General features: G+C 63.5%; 19 protein-coding genes. 2 read left to right on the forward strand and 17 right to left on the reverse strand.

The window, feature by feature from the left end:
* Nucleotides 1-74: 74 nt before the first annotated feature.
* The 3 genes from NKJ37_RS23990 to NKJ37_RS24000 all read right to left on the reverse strand — a co-directional run bounded on the left by NKJ37_RS23990 (nucleotide 75) and on the right by NKJ37_RS24000 (nucleotide 3,856).
* Nucleotides 75-1,100 carry a sugar ABC transporter substrate-binding protein gene (locus NKJ37_RS23990; protein ID WP_352775268.1) on the reverse strand — a complete coding sequence of 342 codons (1,026 nt, stop codon included), beginning with the start codon at nucleotides 1,098-1,100 and terminating at the stop codon, nucleotides 75-77.
* A gap of 65 nt (nucleotides 1,101-1,165) precedes the next feature.
* Complete coding sequence (locus NKJ37_RS23995; RefSeq protein ID WP_352775270.1) at nucleotides 1,166-2,152, reverse strand: ABC transporter permease; 987 nt, start codon at nucleotides 2,150-2,152, stop codon at nucleotides 1,166-1,168.
* Between the two features lie 270 nt (nucleotides 2,153-2,422).
* Nucleotides 2,423-3,856 (reverse strand): DHA2 family efflux MFS transporter permease subunit, encoded by a 1,434-nt coding sequence (locus NKJ37_RS24000; RefSeq protein ID WP_352775273.1) that lies wholly within the window; start codon nucleotides 3,854-3,856, stop codon nucleotides 2,423-2,425.
* A gap of 121 nt (nucleotides 3,857-3,977) precedes the next feature.
* Here NKJ37_RS24000 and NKJ37_RS24005 point away from each other — a divergent pair, with 121 nt between their 5' ends.
* Nucleotides 3,978-4,979, forward strand: coding sequence for an ornithine cyclodeaminase family protein (locus NKJ37_RS24005; protein ID WP_352775276.1), 1,002 nt, complete (start codon nucleotides 3,978-3,980; stop codon nucleotides 4,977-4,979).
* A complete protein-coding gene (locus tag NKJ37_RS24010) occupies nucleotides 4,976-6,457 on the forward strand; it encodes an HAL/PAL/TAL family ammonia-lyase (RefSeq protein WP_352775278.1) in 1,482 nt (493 codons plus the stop codon). Before NKJ37_RS24005 ends, NKJ37_RS24010 begins: the two co-directional genes overlap by 4 nt.
* A gap of 11 nt (nucleotides 6,458-6,468) precedes the next feature.
* Here the strand turns inward: NKJ37_RS24010 and purU are convergent, their stop codons facing one another.
* The 14 genes from purU to NKJ37_RS24080 form a co-directional block, all read right to left on the reverse strand.
* Nucleotides 6,469-7,350, reverse strand: coding sequence for a formyltetrahydrofolate deformylase (purU, locus tag NKJ37_RS24015; RefSeq protein WP_128303416.1), 882 nt, complete (start codon nucleotides 7,348-7,350; stop codon nucleotides 6,469-6,471).
* Nucleotides 7,347-8,147, reverse strand: coding sequence for a 3-methyl-2-oxobutanoate hydroxymethyltransferase (locus NKJ37_RS24020; protein ID WP_031213845.1), 801 nt, complete (start codon nucleotides 8,145-8,147; stop codon nucleotides 7,347-7,349). Before NKJ37_RS24020 ends, purU begins: the two co-directional genes overlap by 4 nt.
* Before the next feature lie 34 nt (nucleotides 8,148-8,181).
* Nucleotides 8,182-8,496 carry a MocE family 2Fe-2S type ferredoxin gene (locus NKJ37_RS24025; protein ID WP_013530832.1) on the reverse strand — a complete coding sequence of 105 codons (315 nt, stop codon included), beginning with the start codon at nucleotides 8,494-8,496 and terminating at the stop codon, nucleotides 8,182-8,184.
* 11 nt (nucleotides 8,497-8,507) lie between these two features.
* The gene (locus NKJ37_RS24030) at nucleotides 8,508-9,590 is read right to left on the reverse strand and encodes a fatty acid desaturase family protein (RefSeq protein ID WP_164892896.1); all 1,083 of its coding nucleotides are present in this window, start codon (nucleotides 9,588-9,590) and stop codon (nucleotides 8,508-8,510) included.
* 49 nt (nucleotides 9,591-9,639) lie between these two features.
* Nucleotides 9,640-10,821: an aldose 1-epimerase family protein gene (locus tag NKJ37_RS24035; protein WP_128303414.1), complete on the reverse strand. Its 1,182-nt coding sequence runs from the start codon at nucleotides 10,819-10,821 to the stop codon at nucleotides 9,640-9,642.
* Nucleotides 10,822-10,837: 16 nt separating this feature from the next.
* On the reverse strand, nucleotides 10,838-11,620 hold the full coding sequence (locus NKJ37_RS24040; protein WP_164892899.1) for an ATP-binding cassette domain-containing protein: 783 nt from the start codon (nucleotides 11,618-11,620) through the stop codon (nucleotides 10,838-10,840).
* Nucleotides 11,617-12,597 (reverse strand): ABC transporter permease, encoded by a 981-nt coding sequence (locus NKJ37_RS24045; protein ID WP_352674316.1) that lies wholly within the window; start codon nucleotides 12,595-12,597, stop codon nucleotides 11,617-11,619. The genes NKJ37_RS24040 and NKJ37_RS24045 overlap by 4 nt, the downstream gene beginning before the upstream one ends.
* Before the next feature lie 82 nt (nucleotides 12,598-12,679).
* Nucleotides 12,680-13,624, reverse strand: a complete 945-nt coding sequence (locus tag NKJ37_RS24050) for a sugar ABC transporter substrate-binding protein (protein WP_352775282.1) — start codon at nucleotides 13,622-13,624, stop codon at nucleotides 12,680-12,682.
* Between the two features lie 57 nt (nucleotides 13,625-13,681).
* The gene (locus NKJ37_RS24055; protein ID WP_352775285.1) at nucleotides 13,682-14,596 is read right to left on the reverse strand and encodes a sugar phosphate isomerase/epimerase family protein; all 915 of its coding nucleotides are present in this window, start codon (nucleotides 14,594-14,596) and stop codon (nucleotides 13,682-13,684) included.
* A 55-nt stretch (nucleotides 14,597-14,651) separates the two neighbouring features.
* Nucleotides 14,652-15,737, reverse strand: coding sequence for a Gfo/Idh/MocA family protein (locus NKJ37_RS24060; RefSeq protein ID WP_352775288.1), 1,086 nt, complete (start codon nucleotides 15,735-15,737; stop codon nucleotides 14,652-14,654).
* Nucleotides 15,738-15,772: 35 nt separating this feature from the next.
* The gene (locus NKJ37_RS24065) at nucleotides 15,773-16,834 is read right to left on the reverse strand and encodes an ABC transporter ATP-binding protein (RefSeq protein WP_352775290.1); all 1,062 of its coding nucleotides are present in this window, start codon (nucleotides 16,832-16,834) and stop codon (nucleotides 15,773-15,775) included.
* A 1-nt stretch (nucleotide 16,835) separates the two neighbouring features.
* Nucleotides 16,836-17,927: an ABC transporter ATP-binding protein gene (locus NKJ37_RS24070; RefSeq protein WP_352441188.1), complete on the reverse strand. Its 1,092-nt coding sequence runs from the start codon at nucleotides 17,925-17,927 to the stop codon at nucleotides 16,836-16,838.
* Nucleotides 17,924-18,883 carry a carbohydrate ABC transporter permease gene (locus NKJ37_RS24075; RefSeq protein ID WP_352441189.1) on the reverse strand — a complete coding sequence of 320 codons (960 nt, stop codon included), beginning with the start codon at nucleotides 18,881-18,883 and terminating at the stop codon, nucleotides 17,924-17,926. The genes NKJ37_RS24070 and NKJ37_RS24075 overlap by 4 nt, the downstream gene beginning before the upstream one ends.
* Nucleotides 18,880-19,740, reverse strand: coding sequence for a carbohydrate ABC transporter permease (locus NKJ37_RS24080; protein ID WP_013530821.1), 861 nt, complete (start codon nucleotides 19,738-19,740; stop codon nucleotides 18,880-18,882). Before NKJ37_RS24080 ends, NKJ37_RS24075 begins: the two co-directional genes overlap by 4 nt.
* Nucleotides 19,741-19,791 lie beyond the last annotated feature (51 nt).

Genomic DNA, 19,791 nt, shown 5'->3' on the forward strand with positions numbered 1-19,791 from the left:
CTGCTGCTATTCCATGAGAAAGAGGTGGCCGGGCAATCCGGCCACCTCGTTGATCGGTGTTGGCAAGGATCGGCTTATTTCGCAGCCGCTTGCGCCTGCAGCGCCTTCAGGTCCCAGCAGCTGTCGGGCTTCAGGTCGGCCTTGGTCGTCGCCTTCTCCAGCGTGTAGATGTAGGTGTGCGACGTGCCGGCCGGCTGGCCGCTCTGCAGCAGGAACTTGATGATGGCGTTCATGTCGCCCGACTGGCGGGCAAGATTGGTCATCACCACGGCGCCATAGGTGCCGTCCTGCAGCTTGTCGCAATCGGCCGCCTTTTCGCCGCCGCCCGTGGTGACTAGGAACACCTTGCCGTCGAGCTTGGCGTCGCGGATCGCGGCGGAAGCGCCGGTGGCGTCACCATCCCAGAAATCGATGATCGAGCAGATGTCCGGGTTCTGCTGCAGCATCGTCGTCGTCACGTTGCGCGAGGTCGTCGCATCCCAGTTTGAATCGGGCTTTGCCACCACCTTGAAGTCGGGATTCTTGTCCAGCACCTTCATGATGCCGGCATACTGATAGAGGCTGGAGGAGTTGGCCTGGTCACCCTGCACAAGGCCGATCTTCTTTGACGAGTTCGGGCCGCAGCCCTTGATCGCCGCTTCGGCCTCGAGCTGGCCGAGCCGGTCCCAGTCGCTGCCGACAAAGGCATCAGCCGGGAAGTTCGCCGGATTGTCGACCAGTATCACGTAGGTGCCCGCGGCCTGCGCCTTCTTCATCAGCTTGGAATAGGAGTTGAGGTCCGGCGCATGGATGATCAGCACGTCCGGCCTGGTGTCCGACGAGATGGCGTCGGTGATCGCTTGCGCGCCGGCATCGACGACCCAGTTCGGGTCACGCGTCTCGAATACGCCGCCCCAGGCCTCGACTTCTGTCTTCAGGTAATGCGACCAACCCTGCGCCAGGTCGAAGCCCATCGCCAGCGGCACCAGCATGACGCGCTTGCCCTTGAGCGCCTGCGCATAGGCGGCCGGGCCGGGATCATCGGCGGCAAAGGTTGGCGCCACGAATGCGGTGACGGCAAGCGCCGTGGCAGCTGCCATGAGTGTTCTGATCAGTTTCATGTCACATCCTCTGGTTTGGTTTTGTTATCAGCGGCCGGCCCCAACCGTCCGCTGCAGTTCAGGTACTAAATGTCACCCTGCTGGGCGGTCTGCTCGTCACGTGGATTGATGATGCCGTCGACGATGATGGCGCCGAGCAGGATCGCTGCCTTGATCAGGTTCTGGTAGAGCAGCGGAATGTCGATGATGGTCATGGCGTTGAGCAGGATGCCGATCAGTGCCGCACCGACCAGCACGTTGCGCACCCCGCCGCGCCCGCCGGACAGGCCGATGCCGCCGATCACCGCCACCAGCACGATATCGTAGAGCAGCGTTGAGTTGACGACCCGGGTGTTGATCGAATGCAGGCTCGCCGCCGTCAGCAGGCCGGCGACCAGTGCGACCAGGGCGGAGAGCACATAGCGCAGCACCAGCATCGGCCGCACCGGAATGCCGATGTTGCGGGCGGCGACCGGATTGTCGCCGGCGAAATAGATGTAGCGGCCCCATTTGGTGTAGCGCAGGAACAGGAAGAACAGGAAGGCCAGCCCCGCGAAGACGAACACCTCGACCGGAATATCGAGGAAGCGCAAGCCGCCGAGCAACTCGACCCAGTGGCCCTGCGGCACCGGCACGGCATCCTGCGTGATCAGTTGCGAGCGCACATAGCCGAAGACGAAGGAGCCTGTCGCCAGCGTCACGAAGATCGCCGGCACGTCGGCATAGGCGACGAGAAAGCCATTGAGCAGGCCGATGGCCAGCACACCGGCCAGCACATAGGCGAAGGCCAGCCCGTCCGGCGTCCCCGAATTCAGAAGTTGCAGATACCAGGCGACAGACATCGCCATGATCGCGACGGCAGAGAGGTCGATGCCGCGGCCGATGATGACGACAGCCATGCCAAGGGCCAGAATGCCGAGCACCGACACCGAGCGGACAATGGCGACAAGGTTGTTGGGGTCGATGAAGCCCGGCAGGCCGATGGCCGCTGCAACGAACAGCACCACCGCGATGGCAAAGACAATGCCTTCCTGATTCAGGCTCCTGAAATTCGGCCAGCCGATCGTGTTCATGTCTGCGTTTGCCCCGATGGCAGCGCTGCCATCCCTGGGAAAGAACGCTAATCGGCCCAACGCCGGTTCGTCAAATGAATCCGCGCTCGGAACCCAGGCCGGCAGCGATATTTACCGAGTGGACGCGTCGATTGCCGAAGCTGGCGCAATGCATGGAAAGGCCTGCACTTTTGGCAATTGGTTGCGCCATTGCGGCCGCTCGCGAAAGCGCTGCACTACGGCGAAAGGACGAGACGGAATTTATCTCCGCATCAGGCGGAAAAATCGATCTCAATTTCCCGGCGAGTGGCCGGAAACCTCCGCGCCCGCACTTGGCGGCAGCACGAGAAAACGCAACGCCGCCACCAGCCCGATGGCGCCGATCGCCAGGAAGGCGATTCGAAAATCCACAAGGTCGAGAGCGGGGCGATCCCTGACGATCTGCGACAAATTGAGGATCGCCGCCGCCACCGCGACGCCGAACAGCATCGCCACCTGCTGCAGCATCGAGGACAGGGTCGCCGCCGAGCTTCGTTGCGCCGCATCGATGTCGGCGAAGGCCAGTGTGTTGAGCGCGGTGAACTGCATCGAGCGCGTCTGGCCGGCAATCAGCATCAGCGCCACCACCAGCGCCTGTGGCGTCTGCGGCGAGATCGCCCCGCAAGCCATGATCGAGACCGAGGCGATGATGCCGTTGACGACCATCACCGAGCGGAAACCGAAACGCCGCAGCGTTGGCGTCGTCACCGTCTTCATGCCGAGATTGCCGAGGAAATAGGCCAGGATCATCAAGCCGGCATCGACGGGCGGGAGGCCAAAGCCGACCTGGAACAGCAGTGGCAGCAGGAACGGCGTGGCATTGATCGCCACCCTGAAAATGGTACCGGCGGCCAATGTCGAGATGGCAAAGGTCAGCACATTGAACGAGGAGAGATCGAGCAGCGGATGCGGCGCCCGCCGGAGATGCCGTACCGCCAGCCAGCCTATGACGATGCCGGCAACGATCCGCAGCGCTGTCGGCAGCACGCCGTCCTCCGGATGAGCAATGCGTTCAAGGCCATAGAGCAGCAGGGCAAGTCCGGCCGATGTCAGGAAAAAACCCGGCCAGTCGAGCGGCTTGGGGTCAGCCACACGGTCGCCCGGAATGAAGCGCGCGACCAACGCCAGCCCGATCACGCCGAGCGGGATGTTGATGAAGAAATTCCAGTGCCAGGACAGATAGGTGGTGATGAAGCCGCCGAGTACCGGCCCGACCACCGGCGCAAACAGTGCTGGCCAGGTGATCAGCGCCGTGGCGTTGAGCAATTCGGATTTCGACGCATTACGCAGGACGAGAATCCGCCCGACCGGCGTCATCAGCGCGCTGCCGAGCCCTTGCACGACACGGGCGGCGACAAACTGGGTCAGGGTTTGCGAGAGGCCGCAGGCGAGCGAAGCCAGGGTGAACAGGACGATCGCCAACAGGAAGATGTTTCGCGCCCCGAACCGGTCGGCGAGCCAGCCCGACAGCGGCACGAACACCGCCATGGTCAGCATGTATACGGTGATGCCGATGCTCATCGCCACCGGCGACACGCCGAAGGACGCGCCCATCTGCGGCAGCGAGGTCGAGATGATCGTCGAATCCAGCAACTGCATGAAGAAGGCGATGGCGACGATCAGCGCCACGCGCCGCGCATTGGTGGCCGTTTCGGATAAGGTTGCGGTCTCGGGAATGGCAGTCATGACGGAACCGGTTTGAACAGCATCTCACCGGCCGCGTCCAGAGACGTCGCAACAAACTTTCGTGTGCCGCCACGGCCTGCTATGGGATGAACGGGGTGGCCGAGGAAAGTGTCCGCGTAACATGAAGCCCATCTATATCGACTACCTCAATGCCGTCGACATCGATGCCCTTGCCATGACCGATGGCGAAATCATTGCTGCCGTCGAGGCTGGCCTGGTGGCGCAGGGCAACGGCCAGACGGTGATCGAGCCGCGCGTCCATCTCGAACCGGACCCGTCCTTCCACGGTCATTTCAATGTCTTGCGTGGCTACGTCGCGCCGCTCGACACGGCGGGCGTGAAAATCGTCGGCGACTATGTCGACAATTACCTGCACGGGCTGCCTTCCGAATTCGGCATCCTCAATCTGTTCGATCCGCGCACCGGCACGCCGCGCGCCATCCTCGACGCCACCGTCATCACCGACATGCGCACCGGCGCCGTCACCGCCATCGGCGCCAGGCATCTGGCGCGAAAGAATTCCAAAGTGCTGGCCCATATCGGCGCGCGCGGCACCGCCTACTGGAATGTGCGCCTGCTCGACCATCTCTTCGACTTCGACGAAATCCGCGTCCATTCGCGTCGGCCGGAAAGCCGCGACGGTTTTGCCGCCAAACTCTCCGCCGATCTCGGCAAGACGGTGACTGCGGTGGCCGACTGGAAGAGCTGCATCGAGGGCGCCGACATCGTCGTCGAGGCCTCGCGGCTGCCGGAGCCGCAGCCATTGCTGAAGACCGAATGGATCAAGCCCGGCGCGCTGGTCGTGCCCTACGGCACAATGAGCGCGGTGGAACTGTCGTTGACCGACATCATGCAGAAAATGGTCGTCGACGATTGGGGCCAGTGCCAGGGCGGCAAGTTCGGCTCGCTGCGCGCCCATGTCGAGACCGGGCGGCTGAGCGAGAAGACGCTGCATGCCGAACTCGGCCAGATCGCCGCCGGTCTGAAAGTCGGGCGAGAAAGCGACGACGAAACGATCCTGTTCTGGCACCGTGGTCTGTCACTGTCCGACATTGCGCTGGGCAAGGCGATGCTGGCCAAGGCCCAGGCGCAAGGTATCGGCCAGAGGCTGCGCTTCGCATGACCGCGCTCGTCCTCTCCGGAACCGGCGTCGGCGTTAGCGATGTCGCTGCGGTCGCCCGCGATGGGCTCAAGGTGGAGATCGGACCCGAAATCATCGGCAGGCTGGAGAAGGCACGAAAAGTGCTCGACCAGACCGCCGCGTCCGGCCAGCAGATCTATGGCCTGAACACCGGACTCGGCGCCAATCTCGGCACTGCGGTCGAAGGCGACGCCGGCGCCTTCCAGCGCCAGTTGCTTGAAGGGCGCAGCGGCGCCGTCGGCGAGGTGCTGCCGGTTGAAGCCGTGCGCGCTACTATGCTTGCCCGCGCCGCGATGCTGTCGGTTGGCGGCTCCGGCCTTTCGCCCTCCGTCTTCGTCGCTTTGGTCGACGCGCTCAATGCCGGCGTCCATCCCGTCATGCCGTCGCTCGGCTCCATCGGCGCCGGCGACCTGGTGCTGATGACGGCACTCGCCCGCATGCTCACCGGCGAAGGCGAAGCCGACTATCAGGGCCGTCGCATGCCGGCAGCCAAGGCGTTGATGATGGCGCGCCTCGCCCCCATCAGCCTGGCGCCCAAGGATGGGCTGTCGCTGATCAATGCCTCGGCGGTGTCCGCCGGCAGCGGCGCGCTTGCGGTGACGGATGCGCTGTCGGCTCTTGCCCAGCAACAGCAGACCGGGGCGCTGACCATGGAAGGTTTTGGTGCCAACCGCACCATCCTCGATCCGCGCTTGCACATGGCGCGCCCGGCGGCCGGCCAGCAGGAAGCAGCCAAGGTGCTGCACGATCTGCTCGTCCGCGACGAGGCGCTGGTGCCGACCACCTTGCAGGACCCGCTGTCGATCCGCTGCATGCCGTCGATCCATGGCGCGCTGATCGAGGCGATCGGTCAGGCGAGACAGGCTGTCGAGATCGAACTCAACGCCGCCGCCGACAATCCGCTGGTGCTGGGCGATGATGAGTTGGTGCTGTCGACCGGCAATTTCCACACCGCCGCACTGGCGCTCGCCTTCGAGACGCTCGGCCTGGCGATCGCCCAATGTGCCGCGGCCAGTGCCGCCCGCTTTATCCAGCTCACTGGCTCGGGCCGCAATGGCCTGCCGAAATATCTGTCGCCGGTCGGCGGCGCCTCGGCCGGCTTCGTGCCGCTGCAGAAGACAGTGACCTCGATCCTGGCCGCCATCCGCCACAAGGCTAATCCGGTGATGCTCGACTTCCTGGCCGTGTCGGAAGGCGTCGAGGATCACGCCACGCAGACGCCTCTGGCGGTTGCGAAATGCGCCGGGATGATCGAGCTGTGGCGGCGGCTGATCGCCTTCGAACTGATGGCCGCCGCACAGGCCATAGACCTGCGCGACGGCTTCACATTGGCGCCACGCACCGCCGCACTTCACGCGGCGATACGCGCTCTCGTCCCCATGCTGAAAGAGGACCGGCCGCTCGGTATCGACGCCGAGGCACTTTACGCTGCGCTCGCCGGCGGAAGCTGGCCGGCCTGACGCGGCTTCGCTCAGAAAACGACGGTCTTGTGGCCGTTGAGCATGACGCGGGCTTCGAGATGCAGCTTGACCGCGCGCGCCAGCACCCGGCTTTCGATGTCGCGCCCGACGGCAACGAAATCCTCGGCGCTCATCGCATGGGTGACGCGTTCGGTCTCCTGATCGATGATCGGGCCCTCGTCGAGGTCGGAGGTGACGTAATGCGCCGTCGCACCGATCAGCTTGACGCCGCGGTCGAAGGCCTGGTGATACGGCTTGGCGCCCTTGAAGCTCGGCAGGAACGAATGGTGGATGTTGATCGCCCGTCCGAACAGCCGGTCCGACAGGCCTTTCGAGAAGACCTGCATGTAGCGCGCCAGGATGACCAGTTCGGCCCCTGTCCGCTGCACCAGGTCCAGCAGCTTCTGTTCCTGTTCGGCCTTGTTTTCCCTCGTGGTCGGCCAATGGTGGTAGGGAACACCCTCCAGCTCGGCGAAGCGGCGGGCATCCTCGTGGTTGGAGACGACGGCGGCAACCTCCGCGTTCAGCCAGCCGACCCTGATCTGGTACAGCAGGTGCAGAAGCGCGTGGTCGAACCTGGAGACCATGACGATGATCTTCGGCCGGCGTCCCTGATCGACCAGCGCGGTCTTCATGCCAAAGCGATCGACGCTTGATTTCAACGCCCGTTCCAGGCTGTCCTTGGTCGAGCCTGGCGGGCTGATGAAGGCGATGCGCATGAAAAAGCGATTGGTCTGCCGGTCCCAGAACTGGCTGCTTTCGGCGATGTTGGCGCCGTTCGCGGCAAGCTCCGCCGTGACGGCGGCGACGATCCCCGGCCGGTCCTCGCAAGAAAGCGTAAGAATATGAACCGGCGCGACTTCGCCCGTCGCATCATTGCCTTGAGATTTCACGCCCTGTCGACCCTTTTCATGAACAGGCTGAGCTCAGCCGGATCCATATGCACCACATGCTTGTCTTCGGGATAGGCGAGACTGTTGACGTCGGCAACGTACTCCGAGAACGCGGCGATGCGCTCGGCCTGCAAACGATCATATTCGGCGGCGAAATTGCGATAGACCTTGGAATGGCGAGGCATGTGGCCCCGGTTCTGGCCGAGGATGTCGTCGGCGAACAGATATTGCGCATCGCAACCGGTGCCCGCTCCCATCGACAGCATGATCAACGATGTCCGTTCAGAGATCGCCTTGGCCACCTCGACCGGTACGACCTCGATCTCGGCGCCGATGGCGCCGACAGTTTCCAGCTGCTTCACCGCCGCGAAGACCTCCATGGCGGTGTCGGCGGTCTTGCCGACCGCCTTGAAGCCGCCGGTCCAGGTGGCCCGTGACGGGATCAGCCCGACATGGCCGATCACCGGGATATTGTCATCGGCCATCCGCTTGATCGTGGCGTAGCCGGCGCTGCAATAGACCGCGTCGGCGCCGGCCTTGTAGAGCAGGAAAGCCCAGCGCACGAAATCGTCCGCCGTGCCGATCTCGTAGAAATTGTCGCCCGGCATGGTGAACAGGCTGGGTGCGGCGTCCCGGTATTGCGGGTTGAGCACCAGTTCGGGCGGCACCGAGACGATGTCGACCCCCGCGCGCTCGGCGGCCTCGGCCTCGTCCATCGTCAGCACGCGCAGCATGGTCAGCTGTCGCTTGCCCTTCATGGCGCGCAAATCCGCCACCGTTGGTCTTTTTCGGCTCATCAAATGGGTTCCCTCAGTTGCATTCGGCGGCAGGTCAGCCGATCTGGATCATCACTTTGCCAGCCTCGACCTTCACCGGATAGGTGGCGAGATTGACGCATACCGGTGCGCCTCGGGCCACACCCGTCTTGTAGTTGAAGCGGCCATTGTGCTTGGGGCATTCGATGATGTCGTCCATCACCAGCCCATCGGCCAGATGCGCCTTCTCATGCGTGCAGTATCCGTCGGTTGCGAAGTACTCGTCATCGGGACTGCGATAGATGGCGAAGGTACGGCCGCCATGATCGAAGCGGATGACATCCTCTTCCTCGACATCGTCGACGCCACACGCTTCAACCCAGTCGGCCATCTGCTTCTCCCCTATTCCGCCGCCGCCGGAACGGTCAGCGCATGGAACTCGTCCCGGTACGGCCTGGCCGTCGGCGGCAATTCACGCTTGAGGAAATAGTCCTCGTACTGAAGCTGCTTCAGCAGCACCGGCCAGACCTCGCGGTAGGCATGCCACATCGAAGGGTTCGGCGCGGGCAGATCATGCTTGATCAATTCATGCAGCCTCGGCAGCGCGTGATACGGCACCATCGGGAACATGTGATGTTCGACATGGTAGTTCATGTTCCAGTAGATGAAGCGGCTGATCGGGTTCATGTAGACGGTGCGCGTGTTCAGCCGGTGGTCGGTGACATTATCGGCGAGGCCGATATGCTGCAGCAGGCCGGTCAGCACCATGTGCCAGCTGCCGTAGAGGCGCGGCAGGCCGATCAGCACCAGCGGCAGGAACGACCACAGATAGAGCGCCAGCACGATCGCCGCGACATAGATGGCGACATGCCAACGCGCGGCGGTGACCACCTTGTGAAGCTCCATCTCGGGGATAAAGCTTTTCTCGTCGGGCGAGATGCTGCCGAACGCATTGCGCACCAGCGTCGGCAGCGAATAGCGGAAATCGAGAATGCCGGTGAAGGCGAGTGCGGCGCGCAGCAGGTCCGGCGGACGCATCACCGCGATCTCGGCGTCGCGGCCGACGATGATCGTGTCGGTGTGATGGCGCGCATGGCTCCAGCGCCAGGTCACCGGGTTGCGCATCAGCATAAAGCTGGCGATCTGGTAGACGGCATCGTTCATCCAGCGCGTGCGGAAAGCGGTGCCGTGGCCGCACTCGTGCCAGCGCGAGTCGCTGGACGAGCCGTAGAGCACGCCATAGACGAGCAGGAACGGCACCACCCACCACGTGCCCCAGAACCAGGCGATCCCGGCGGCAGAGCCCAATATGGCAACGATCCAGATGATCGTGTCGCGGATCGCCGGCCCGTCCGAGCGTTGCATCAGCTCTTTCATCGCCTTGCGCGGCACATCGGTGTGATACCACTCGGCCGAGGCCAGCCCGGTCTCGATCGCGGTGCGCGTGCTTTCCCCGACCAGGCTGTAGTCGCGCTTTTTCGCCATCACATCGACCTCCGATTTCCGGCCCGCCAGCCGGAGCATTCGTTTCGCATCATGCCCTGTCCGCCAATCCCGGAAAATTGCCCGACGGCGCAGGATAATCCTGTTGCGGTTGCCTGGCGATCGAAGCGATCCTCTCTTCCGTCGCGGCGATCTCGCCGGCACCGTCGAGCACTCGGAACATCGCGTCGTAGGAACGGCTTTCGCCATGCTCCAGCCAGATCATTTCGCCGCGCTCACGTGCGGCGAGATTGCCGAGCACATGGTGCGTCGAGGGCTCGATGCCCAACGCATACTGCCCCGCCTGGAAATTCTGCCATTGATAGGCGCAAGGCAGCTGGTCCTTGCGCGTGATCACTTCCAGGCCAAGCCCTATGCCGTCATTGACCACCGCCACCGGCACCTCGCCATTGGCGTCCGCCGCCATCTCGTGCTGCCAGACCTGCTCGCTGAAGCCCAGTCGCGGCGCCGGCACGGTGCGGTAACCGACCTTCTGCGCCTCGTAGCGTTCGCCTGCATGGCCAGCCCAGACGACGTCGCGGATCGGCGCCAGATAGCGCGAACCCTCGTCGAGCAAGGGGTGGCTGACATTGACGTGGTAAAAATACATATGCGGCGTGCGATTGAAGCCATGGTTGACGACGCGGTCCGACAGCCGGATCTCGTTGCCGCCGACATCGGCCTCGATACGCCGGATCAGATGCAAATCCTCGCCGAACACCGCCGATTGCTGAACGATGCCTTCGGCCCAAAGCACGCAGCGGTCGCCATCCCAGGCCTCGCCATAACCGGTCAGCCGCGCTGGAATGGTGCCCACGCGGCCATGCAGCGAATGGATCACGGTCTTCTTGCCCGGGTAGTTGTAGCTATCGGCAGGCACCTCTTCGCGGCCCAATATGTGGTCGAGGCCGCAGGTGACAAGCAGGCCTGAAAACGAGCGCGCCCAGGCGAGCCCGCCCTCCCCCTCGTAATCGTGCAGGCCGGGATGACGAAAGCCGCTTGGCGAATGCCAGCCGATCGCCTGTCCCCTATAGTCGCAGTCGGCGATGTCGAGCGCCCGGTCGACCAGCGCGGTGAAGCGCAGGCCTGAGCCGGTGCGGAACTCCAGCATGCGAATGCCGCGTTCCACACCGTCGCCAAGCGTCATCAGCCGCACGCCGGCAAATTGCGACAGCATGCCCGAACGTTCCGACACCTGCCGGCGCGAAAGCGTCTTGCCATAGAGTTCTACCATGTGACGGCCAACTTCTTCACTTCGCTCTCGTCTCTTTCAGCAGGGCCGACATGTCGGCGCCGGTGATAATGCTTTCCACGGTCAGGAGATCGGTATCGGCAACCGTCTGCTCGGCAACGATCTCGCCGCGGCGCATGACGATGATGCGGTCGGCTACCTGGAACACGTGATGGATGTTGTGGGTGATCAAGAGCACCGAATGGCCGGCGTCACGCACCTCCTTGACGAAGCGCAGCACGCCGTGGGTTTCCTCGACGCCGAGATTGTTGGTCGGTTCGTCGAGGATGATGACCTTGGCGGCGAACTGCATAGCGCGAGAAATCGCAATCGACTGCCGCTCGCCGCCCGACAGCGTTAAGACCAGCGCATCGGCGTCGAGTTTCTTCGAGATGCCGACGCGCCTCAACAGCGCCGACGCCGCGTCGCGCAATTTGGCGAAATCGAGCGGCGCGAACACGCCCAGCCATTTCAGCTTGACCGGTTCGCGCCCAAGGAAAAGATTGCGCGCAATGCTGAGATCCGGCGCCAGAGACGTATCCTGGTGGATGGTCTCGATGCCGAGGTCCATCGCATCGCGCGTCGAGCGGATCGAGACCTTTTCGCCGCGCACATAGATGTCGCCCCGATCGGCTGGAAACACGCCCGAGATCGCCTTGATCAGCGTCGATTTGCCGGCGCCATTGTCTCCGAGCAAGGCCACCACCTCGCCTTCGTTGAGGGCAAAGGACGCATTCTTCAGCGCCCGAACGCTGCCGAAGGATTTTTGCAGATTCTGCAGCCGAAGCACTTCCATCGTCAGCCCCTTGCGGCGTTCTTCTGCAGCAAAGCGTGCAGGATGAGCATGGCGAGGATGATGAGGCCCACGAAGATGTTGTAGGCGAGGCCCGGCACGCCGATCAGCACGATGCCGTTGCGGATCGCGCGCAGCATCAGCGCACCGACGATGGTGCCGAGGATCGTGCCGCGTCCGCCGGTCAGCGCCGTGCCGCCGACCACCACCATGGCGATCACTTCGAGCTCGTAGCCGGTGCCGGCCACCGGTGAGGCGGCCGAGATGCGGAAGGCGCTGATCATGCCGGCCAGTCCCGCAAGGACCGAAGTCAGGATGAACAGCCACACCTTGACGGCGTCCGCCGGCACGCCGCGCGCCACCGCCGCGTTCCGGTTGGAGCCGATGGCGCTGATCCAGTTGCCGAGCTTGGCATAGCGCAGCACGTAGATCGCCAGCAGCGAGAGACCGATGAACCACCACAGCGAGGTGTAGAACCGGAACGACCCGACATTGAAGCTGCCGGCCAGCAGCGTGACGAAAAAGCCTGGCTGGTCCCAGGATTTCAGCGGAAAGCCCTGCGTGATGTAGAGCGCCGCCCCGCGCACCACGAGCAGCATCGACAGCGTGACCAGGAAGGAGGAGATGCCGATCTTGGTGACGATCAACCCGTTGATCGCGCCGATGGCGACGCACAGCAGAAGCCCGGCCAGAAGCGCGATGCCGATATCGACGCCTCCGTTCTGCACCAGAAGCATGACGACGACCGGCGCCAGCCCGAACACGGCACCAACCGACAGGTCGAATTCGCCCGCCGTCAGAAGCAGCGTCATGCCGAGCGCGATGATGCCGAGCTCAGGCAGGAACGCCATCATGTTGGAGATGTTGAGCGGCGACAGGAAATTGGCATCGGCGATGGCGAACACCGCGAGCAGGACAATGAGGATGATGAGCGAGGAGAATTGCGGCGAGCGCATAAGGCTCGATCTGCGTTTCCCGACAGGCATTTCGTCTTCTGCGGCGATCATCATGACTGCTTGAACCATGCTTTGAAATGGTGCCCGCGGCCTGCGCCGCGGGCACCGGTTTTCACTTCGTGTCGTAGAGTTTCAGGATCGGTTCGACGCTCGAGGCGTCGTAGAGGCTGAAAGTATGGATGTCGTAGCCGATCGGTTCGCCCGACGCGGCGAGCCCGAGCAGCGCCACCGGCATGAAGCCCTGCGCAGACGGAAACTGCCAGGCGGCCGCGTTGACGAAGCCGGATTTGACGGCCTCGGCGGTTTCCTTCGAATTGCCCCAGCCGACGACCGGGATCTTGCCGGCCGGCACACCTGCGCCGTCGAACGCCCGTTTGACGCTGGCCGCCACGGAATCGCCGAGCGCGATGATCGCCGGCGGATTGTTGGCCACCATATAGTCGGTCATCTTGGCAATGATGCCGGCCGGGTCGGTGCCGCAATCGACCACATCATATTTGATCCCCAACGGATCGAAGACGCTGGCGATGCCTTCGGTCTCCAGCTGCTGATAGCTGGCGCCGGGCACTTCCACCGGCAGGAACACCTTGTCGCCCTGCTTCACCATCTTGCGGTCGACGAGATACTTGGCCCAGATGACGCCCGCCTCCTTGAGATCGGCGCCGACATAGGCCTGCCGTCCGGTCGCCGGATCGTCTGTGTTGAAGAACACGATCGGGATCCCGGCCGCCTTGGCAGCCTTCACTTCCTCGGTCCACAAGCCCGGCTGGGCCGAGGTGGTGGCGATGCCGTCGGGCTTGGCCGCAAGCGCGGAATTGAACGCCTCCTTCTGCGCCGCCATGTCGCCGCCGCTGAAGGAGATCTTGCAGGTCACCTTGAGCTGGTCGCAGGCTTTGGTCGCGCCGGCATTCCAGTCGAGCCAGAACGCATCCGAGGGACCGCCATGCGACAGCAGGTAAAACGTCTTCTGGCCATCCTGCGCCATTGCCGGCGAGCCTAGCGCGACGCTGGCGAGCAGCGTTGCGGCAGCCGCCAGTTTCAATGCGAACTTCAACATTCTTTCCTCCCTTGCTTTTGGGCCGCGCCGCCGCGAACCGACAGCGCGCAGTGACCGTCACAGACCGTTGGCGCGGAACTTCCCATCGAGGAATTTCTTGGCGCGCGGCACGTCGTCTTCCGAGAGATGCTCGATGATCACAGGAATGTTCGGATGCTTTTCCGCCAGCCGCAGGAGGTAGAGATCGTAGTTCAGCGAACCGAGGCCCGGTGCCGGCAGCTCGATCTCGCCGACGCCACGGAAGGTGTGGCTCTCCAGCGCGTCCTCGTCGCCGATATCGGCGTGCTTCTCGGACTTGTCGCCGCCCGAACGCTTGACGTCCTTGGCGTGAGCTATTCTGATCTTGTCGGTCAGCGTGTCGAACACCTGGTTCAGGATCTGGTCCATCCTGTCGATGTTATGCGTCTCGAAATAATTGGTCGGGTCCATCAGCAGACCAAGGCCGGGATGGTCGACCTGCGCGAACATCTTCACCGTCTCCTCGACCGAGCCGACGACGTTGTTGACGTAGGTTTCGAGCAGGAAGACCGCGCCGTGGTCATAGGCCGTCTGGGCGAGCTCGGCGACCACCTTGCGGCACTCCTCGAACCCTTCCTCGGTCTTGTTCTTGGGGTGATGCACCCAGTCGGATTCGGTGTTGTAGGTGCCGGTTTCCGAGATCACATACGGGCTGCCGAAATGGCGGGCGTTGCGGATGATCTCCTTGAGATAGCCGACACGCTTGTCGCGCTCGGCCTTGTCGGGATGGATGATGTTTGTGTAGCCGGAAATGCAGCACACCGGCAGGTGATGATCGCGGAAGACGTCGCGCACCTTCTTGGCCTTGTCCTTGGTGATCTGCCCCGCCGACAGGTCGACGTCCTTGAAATGCAGGTCGAGCTGCACCGTGTTGAAATCGAGCCCGCGGATCTTCTTCGCCGTCTCTTCGAGGCCGTACGGGAAATAGCCCGTGAAAATACCTGCCTGCATCATGGTGTGAATTCCTCCCTGTAAGCGATTCAGTTGTCTGGTGTTTCAGTTGCGGTGATCAGATAGCGATTTCGGAAAGCTTGACAGTGCGGCCCTCGTCGATCGAGCGATACCCCGCCTCGACCAGCGCCATGGTCTTGACGTTGTCGGCCACCGACAGCGCCGGCGGCGTGCCGGTCTTCACCGCATGCTGGAGCTGCTCCATCACGCCGATAAAGGCATGCGGGAACCACATCGTGTCCCAACTCGGGCTGACCCATTCGCCGCCGGTCGTCTCGGTCGAGGCATAGGTCAGCGTCGAGGCCGCGCCCGTCGGCCAGCCGATGGTGCCCTTCGCGACGCCCTTGGTGCCGTCGACGCGCCAGTTGATGTGCTGGTCGTCCTTGTAGCCATCCTGGCGCGGACCCGACCAGACATCCTCCAGCGACACGGCGAGCACACCGGACGGGAAGCGCAGCGTCGACACCGTGATGCCGTCCGAGTGGTCGAATGTCGTGCGCGGATCCTTGCGTGTCAGCGTGGTGATTTCGTCGGGGTCGCCGAACAGGAAGCGCAGCACGTCGAGATGATGCACGCTCATATTGGCCAGCGTCAGCCGGTCGTAATCCTCGAGGAAGCTTTGCCAGTGGGGGATGGCGTGCATGTCGATCTGGGCGAAGATGATCTCGCCCAGCGCGCCGCTGTCGATGATCTGCTTCAAGACGCGCATCGACTGGTCGTAGCGCATGTTCTGATTGACCGAGAGGATCTTGCCGGCCTTGGCCGCCTCGTCACGCAGCTTGACCGCTTCGTCGACCGACAAGGCCAACGGCTTCTGCGCCAGGATCGCCTTGATGTGCTTCTGCTTCAGCGCGTGACGGATCAGCGCCGGCTGCAGGTCGGGCGGGAAGGCAAGATCGATGATCTCGACATTCTCGTCCTCGATCAGTTTTTCGGGCGTGTCGTGGACCGTGGGGATGCTCCAGCGCGTCGCCACCTTCTCGGCGCTGGCCCTGGTGCGCGAGGCGATCGCCACCACCGGGAATCCAGCTTCCTTGTAGGCGGCGAGATGGCACTCGGCCATGATCATGCCGGCGCCGACGCAGCCGATCCTGTATTCCTTCGTGCGGACCTTCACGTCCGGCTCGAAGTCTTTGCTTGCCATCTCTTCCTCCCGAAACTCTTTCCTTGCGGCGGCCGTCATCGTGCCAACGCTCCGCCGCTCTGTTCGAAATAATGCACTCTGGCCGGCTCGCAGGATATCGCCACCATGGCATCCGGCCGGACGTCGGGCTGGCCGCGCAGCAATGCCTTTAGCCGCGCCTGCCCGGCAGCGAGCGTCACCACGGTGTAGCCGCCAAGCGGCTCGACCTCGAACACTCGCGCCGGGCGGCCCGGGCCCCCATCCGCCCACGGTCTGACCTTGATGTCTTCCGGCCTCAGGCCGATCTCCACGGCGTCGGCGGGCGCTGTCTTGTCTTCGATGCGGATCGTGCCTTCAGCCGCTTCGACACCGCCCTCGCCGCGCGCCGATCTGAGGATGTTCATCACCGGCGAGCCAAGCAGCCTTGCCACATAGGTGCTGGCCGGGCGGTCGTAAATCTCCGCCGGCGTACCGATCTGCCTGATCTTGCCGTCTTCCAGGATAGCGATGCGATCGGCGACCGACATCGCCTCTTCCTGGTCATGCGTGACATAGATCAGCGTCTTGCCGAGTTCGCGCTGGATGCGCTTCAGCTCGACGCGCGTTTCCTCGCGCAGCCTGGCGTCTAGCGCCGAGATCGGATCGTCCATCAGATAGGCATTGGGATCGCGCACCAGAGCCCGCGCGATCGCCACGCGCTGCCGCTCCCCGCCCGAAAGCTGTCCCGGCGGCTTGTGCAGGATATGGCCGATATGCAGCTTCGCCGCGACGTCCGTGACCCGCCGCTTGATCTCGACCTCAGCCACCCGGCGTTCGACCAGGGGGAAGCGGACATTTCCGAGCGCGCTCATATGCGGAAACAGCGCCAGGTTCTGGAACACCATCGCCACGTTGCGCTCGGCCGGTGACATCGCGTTGACCGGCCTGCCTCCGATCAGGATTTCTCCGAAGTCAGGTGTCTCCAGCCCAAGCACCAGGCGCAGGATGGTCGACTTGCCCGACAGCGGCGGTCCGAAGAAGCAGAAGAACTCATTGTCGTTGACGGTGAACGAGGCGTCGTCGACGGCAAGTGTGTTGCCGTAGCGTTTGGTCACGTTGCGGAAGACGATATCGGCCATCTCAACCTGCCTTCATCGCAAGGCCGGCAGCGGCGTCAAAGACGCGCACCGACGACGTAGTGGGGGCGATGACAGCGGTGTCGCCGATAGCCAGTCCGACATCATTGTCGAACACCGTTTTCACAGCCGCCTCGCCCTGGCCGAGATGAACGATGGTGCGCGCACCGATCCGTTCGACAAAGGTCACCGGCATTGCGAGGCCCTGCCCATTCTGCACCAACGTCGCCTGTTCCGGCCGGAATCCGTAAAGCACCTCGCCGCGGGCACCGCGCATGGCCGCCGCGAGTTCGCCCGGCAGCGGCGGCGTGACGCCCAACGGCCCGAGATCGACGACCAGTCCGCGATCGCTCTCCGCCAGCCTGCCCTTGAGCAGGTTCATGCCCGGTGCACCGATAAAGCGGGCGACGAAGACATTGGCTGGATCGTTGTAGACCTCGAGCGGCGTGCCGACCTGCTGCAGCACGCCATGATCCATGACCGCGATGCGGTCGGCCATGGTCATCGCCTCGAGTTGGTCGTGGGTGACGTAGACCATGGTCTGGCGGAACTGCCGCTGCAGCTGCTTCAGTTCGGTGCGCATGACGGCCCGGAAAGCGGCGTCGACATTGGAGAGCGGCTCGTCGAGCAGGAAGATCGCCGGCTCCATGATCGCCGAGCGGCCGATCGCCACCCGCTGCAATATGTTGACTGACAGCCTGTCGGCCTTGCGGTCGAGCAGCGGCGTCAGTTGCAGCATCTCGGCGATGGCGCCGACACGGCGATCGATCTCGGCTTTGGCAGCCCCTCGCATTTTTGGCCCATAGGCAAGGTTCTGGCGCACCGTCATATGCGTGAAGATGGCGTAGTTCTGGAAGACGAAGCCGACGCCGCGCCGGCCCATCGGCACACCGGCCATGTCGCGCTCGCCGAACAGGATCTTGCCGCCGGTCGGCTCTTCCATGCCGGCGATCATGTTCATCGTCGTCGACTTGCCGCAGCCCGACGGGCCGAGCAGCGCCATGAACTCGCCATCGGCAATTTCCAAATCCATGGTTTTCAGCGCGGTGAAGTCGCCGAATTTCTTGACCAGGTTTTGCAGGTGAATTGCGCTCATGCCGCCACCTCGCGTGCCCGCGCCATGCGCTTCATGGCGAACACCGCGACGATCGACAGCACGACCAAAATGGCCAGCGCGATCGCCGCCACATAGCCCCAGATCAGGTCCTGCGTGGTGAGCTTGTAGATGTAGACCGAGATGGTTTCGGTGGCGACGCCTGGACCGCCGCCGGTCATGATGTAGAGCGTGTCGAAGATCTTGAAGTTCTCTATCACCCGGATCGCCAGCGCGATGATGATGATCGTCTTCATCTTCGGCAGCACGATGGTGACGAAGCGCTGCCAGGGATTGGCGCCGAGCAGCGTCGCCGCCTTGATCTGGTCCTCCGGCACGCCGACCAGGCCGGCGAGCAGGATGAGGAACATCAGCGGCGTCCATTGCCAGATGTCGGCGATCATGACAGCGATCAGCGCCAGCGTCGGATCCGACAGCCAGGCGATGGTGACGGGAGAACCGGTCAGCGACGACAAGATGTCGTTCACCGGGCCGCCTGACTGGAACAGCATGAAGAACATGTAGCCGGCCACCGCCGGCACCACCATCATCGGCATCAGCAGGATCGAGTAGAAGACGCGCTTGCCCGGGAAATCGTCGGCAAACAGCGTCGCCAGTGCCAGGCCAAGCAGGAATTCCGCCGGCACGCAGACGATCATGACGATGGCCGTACGCTTCAGCGCGCTCCAGAAGCGCGCGTCGGCGGCGAGATCGGTGTAGTTGGCAAAGCTGTTCCACATCGACCAGGCGTTCCACCAGCCGGTGCCCGACAGAGGCGACCAGTCGGTGACGCTGATGTAGAGCTGCATCAACAGCGGGAAGGCCGAGATGAACAGCACGAGGATCTGAGCGGGCAATGTCAGCCGGAAACCCAGCCTTGCGCCCTCGTCACGCGAACCCGGCCTTGTTCCGACGGCTTTCATCTCATCCTTGGAAGTCATGACAGTCACCGCGCTCATTGCTTGAGCGCCCCGAACGTCAACCCGCGCACCAGATGGCGTTGGATGGCGATGCCCATGATGACCGGCGGCACGGCCGCGATCAGGCCAAGCGCCGCCTTGGCGCCATAGAGCTGCCCGGTCATCGAGGAGGACAGAGAGGCCATGTAGACCGGGATGGTCACCCATTCGCGTGTCGTCAGAAGCAGCGCGATCAAATAGTCCGACCAGTTGAGGATGAAGACGAAGAGCGCCGCACTGGCGAGCGGCGCGCGCATCATCGGCAGCGTGATGCGCGTGAAGACGCGCAGCCGCGAACAGCCTTCGACAAGCGCCGCCTCCTCGATCTCGCGCGGCATGTCGTCGAAGAAGGTCTTCATCAGCCAGAAGGCGAACGGCAAGGTGACGATGCCGTAGATCAGCGCCAGGCCCCACCAGCTATCGGTGAAGTTGAGGAAAGCCCACATGATCATCACCGGGATCATGACCGCCATCGGCGGAAAGATCCGGAGCTGGATCAGCGCCAGCGGCAGGTTCTGGCCGGAGCCGAAACGCGACAGCCCATAAGCCGCGGCAGTGCCCGCCGACATGGCGATCACCGTGCCGAAAACCGCCGACAGCAGCGATGCGAGGATCGGCTTCAGCGCGTTACGGTCGAGCGCGACGATCAAATTGTTGGTCGACTCGCCGAAGACGAAACGGAAATTGCTGAGCGTCGGGTTCTTCGGCCACCAGGTCAGGTCGGCGCCGGTCGCCGACCATTCGGCGATCGGCTTGAAGGCCATCGATACCATCCACAGGATCGGCACCAGCGTCACCGCCATGGCCGCGAAGATCGCGGCATAGCGGAATATCAGGAAAGGAACGGAACGCTTCATCTGGCGGCTTTGCTGGTGGCGTTGTGGGCGGAGGGGAGAAGCAAGCTCCTC

Origin of the sequence: Mesorhizobium sp. M0140 (genome assembly GCF_040322475.1) — a bacterium.
Classification (GTDB): Bacteria; Pseudomonadota; Alphaproteobacteria; order Rhizobiales; family Rhizobiaceae; genus Mesorhizobium.

Bases quoted from the DNA above. Each gene is read 5' to 3' on its own strand.
- NKJ37_RS23990 (WP_352775268.1), bottom strand. From the start codon at position 1,100: ATGAAACTGATCAGAACACTCATGGCAGCTGCCACGGCGCTTGCCGTC.
- NKJ37_RS23995 (WP_352775270.1), bottom strand. From the start codon at position 2,152: ATGAACACGATCGGCTGGCCGAATTTCAGGAGCCTGAATCAGGAAGGC.
- NKJ37_RS24000 (WP_352775273.1), bottom strand. From the start codon at position 3,856: ATGACTGCCATTCCCGAGACCGCAACCTTATCCGAAACGGCCACCAAT.
- NKJ37_RS24005 (WP_352775276.1), top strand. From the start codon at position 3,978: ATGAAGCCCATCTATATCGACTACCTCAATGCCGTCGACATCGATGCC.
- NKJ37_RS24010 (WP_352775278.1), top strand. From the start codon at position 4,976: ATGACCGCGCTCGTCCTCTCCGGAACCGGCGTCGGCGTTAGCGATGTC.
- NKJ37_RS24020 (WP_031213845.1), bottom strand. From the start codon at position 8,147: ATGAGCCGAAAAAGACCAACGGTGGCGGATTTGCGCGCCATGAAGGGC.
- NKJ37_RS24025 (WP_013530832.1), bottom strand. From the start codon at position 8,496: ATGGCCGACTGGGTTGAAGCGTGTGGCGTCGACGATGTCGAGGAAGAG.
- NKJ37_RS24030 (WP_164892896.1), bottom strand. From the start codon at position 9,590: ATGGCGAAAAAGCGCGACTACAGCCTGGTCGGGGAAAGCACGCGCACC.
- NKJ37_RS24035 (WP_128303414.1), bottom strand. From the start codon at position 10,821: ATGGTAGAACTCTATGGCAAGACGCTTTCGCGCCGGCAGGTGTCGGAA.
- NKJ37_RS24045 (WP_352674316.1), bottom strand. From the start codon at position 12,597: ATGCCTGTCGGGAAACGCAGATCGAGCCTTATGCGCTCGCCGCAATTC.
- NKJ37_RS24050 (WP_352775282.1), bottom strand. From the start codon at position 13,624: ATGTTGAAGTTCGCATTGAAACTGGCGGCTGCCGCAACGCTGCTCGCC.
- NKJ37_RS24055 (WP_352775285.1), bottom strand. From the start codon at position 14,596: ATGATGCAGGCAGGTATTTTCACGGGCTATTTCCCGTACGGCCTCGAA.
- NKJ37_RS24060 (WP_352775288.1), bottom strand. From the start codon at position 15,737: ATGGCAAGCAAAGACTTCGAGCCGGACGTGAAGGTCCGCACGAAGGAA.
- NKJ37_RS24065 (WP_352775290.1), bottom strand. From the start codon at position 16,834: ATGGCCGATATCGTCTTCCGCAACGTGACCAAACGCTACGGCAACACA.
- NKJ37_RS24070 (WP_352441188.1), bottom strand. From the start codon at position 17,927: ATGAGCGCAATTCACCTGCAAAACCTGGTCAAGAAATTCGGCGACTTC.
- NKJ37_RS24075 (WP_352441189.1), bottom strand. From the start codon at position 18,883: ATGAGCGCGGTGACTGTCATGACTTCCAAGGATGAGATGAAAGCCGTC.
- NKJ37_RS24080 (WP_013530821.1), bottom strand. From the start codon at position 19,740: ATGAAGCGTTCCGTTCCTTTCCTGATATTCCGCTATGCCGCGATCTTC.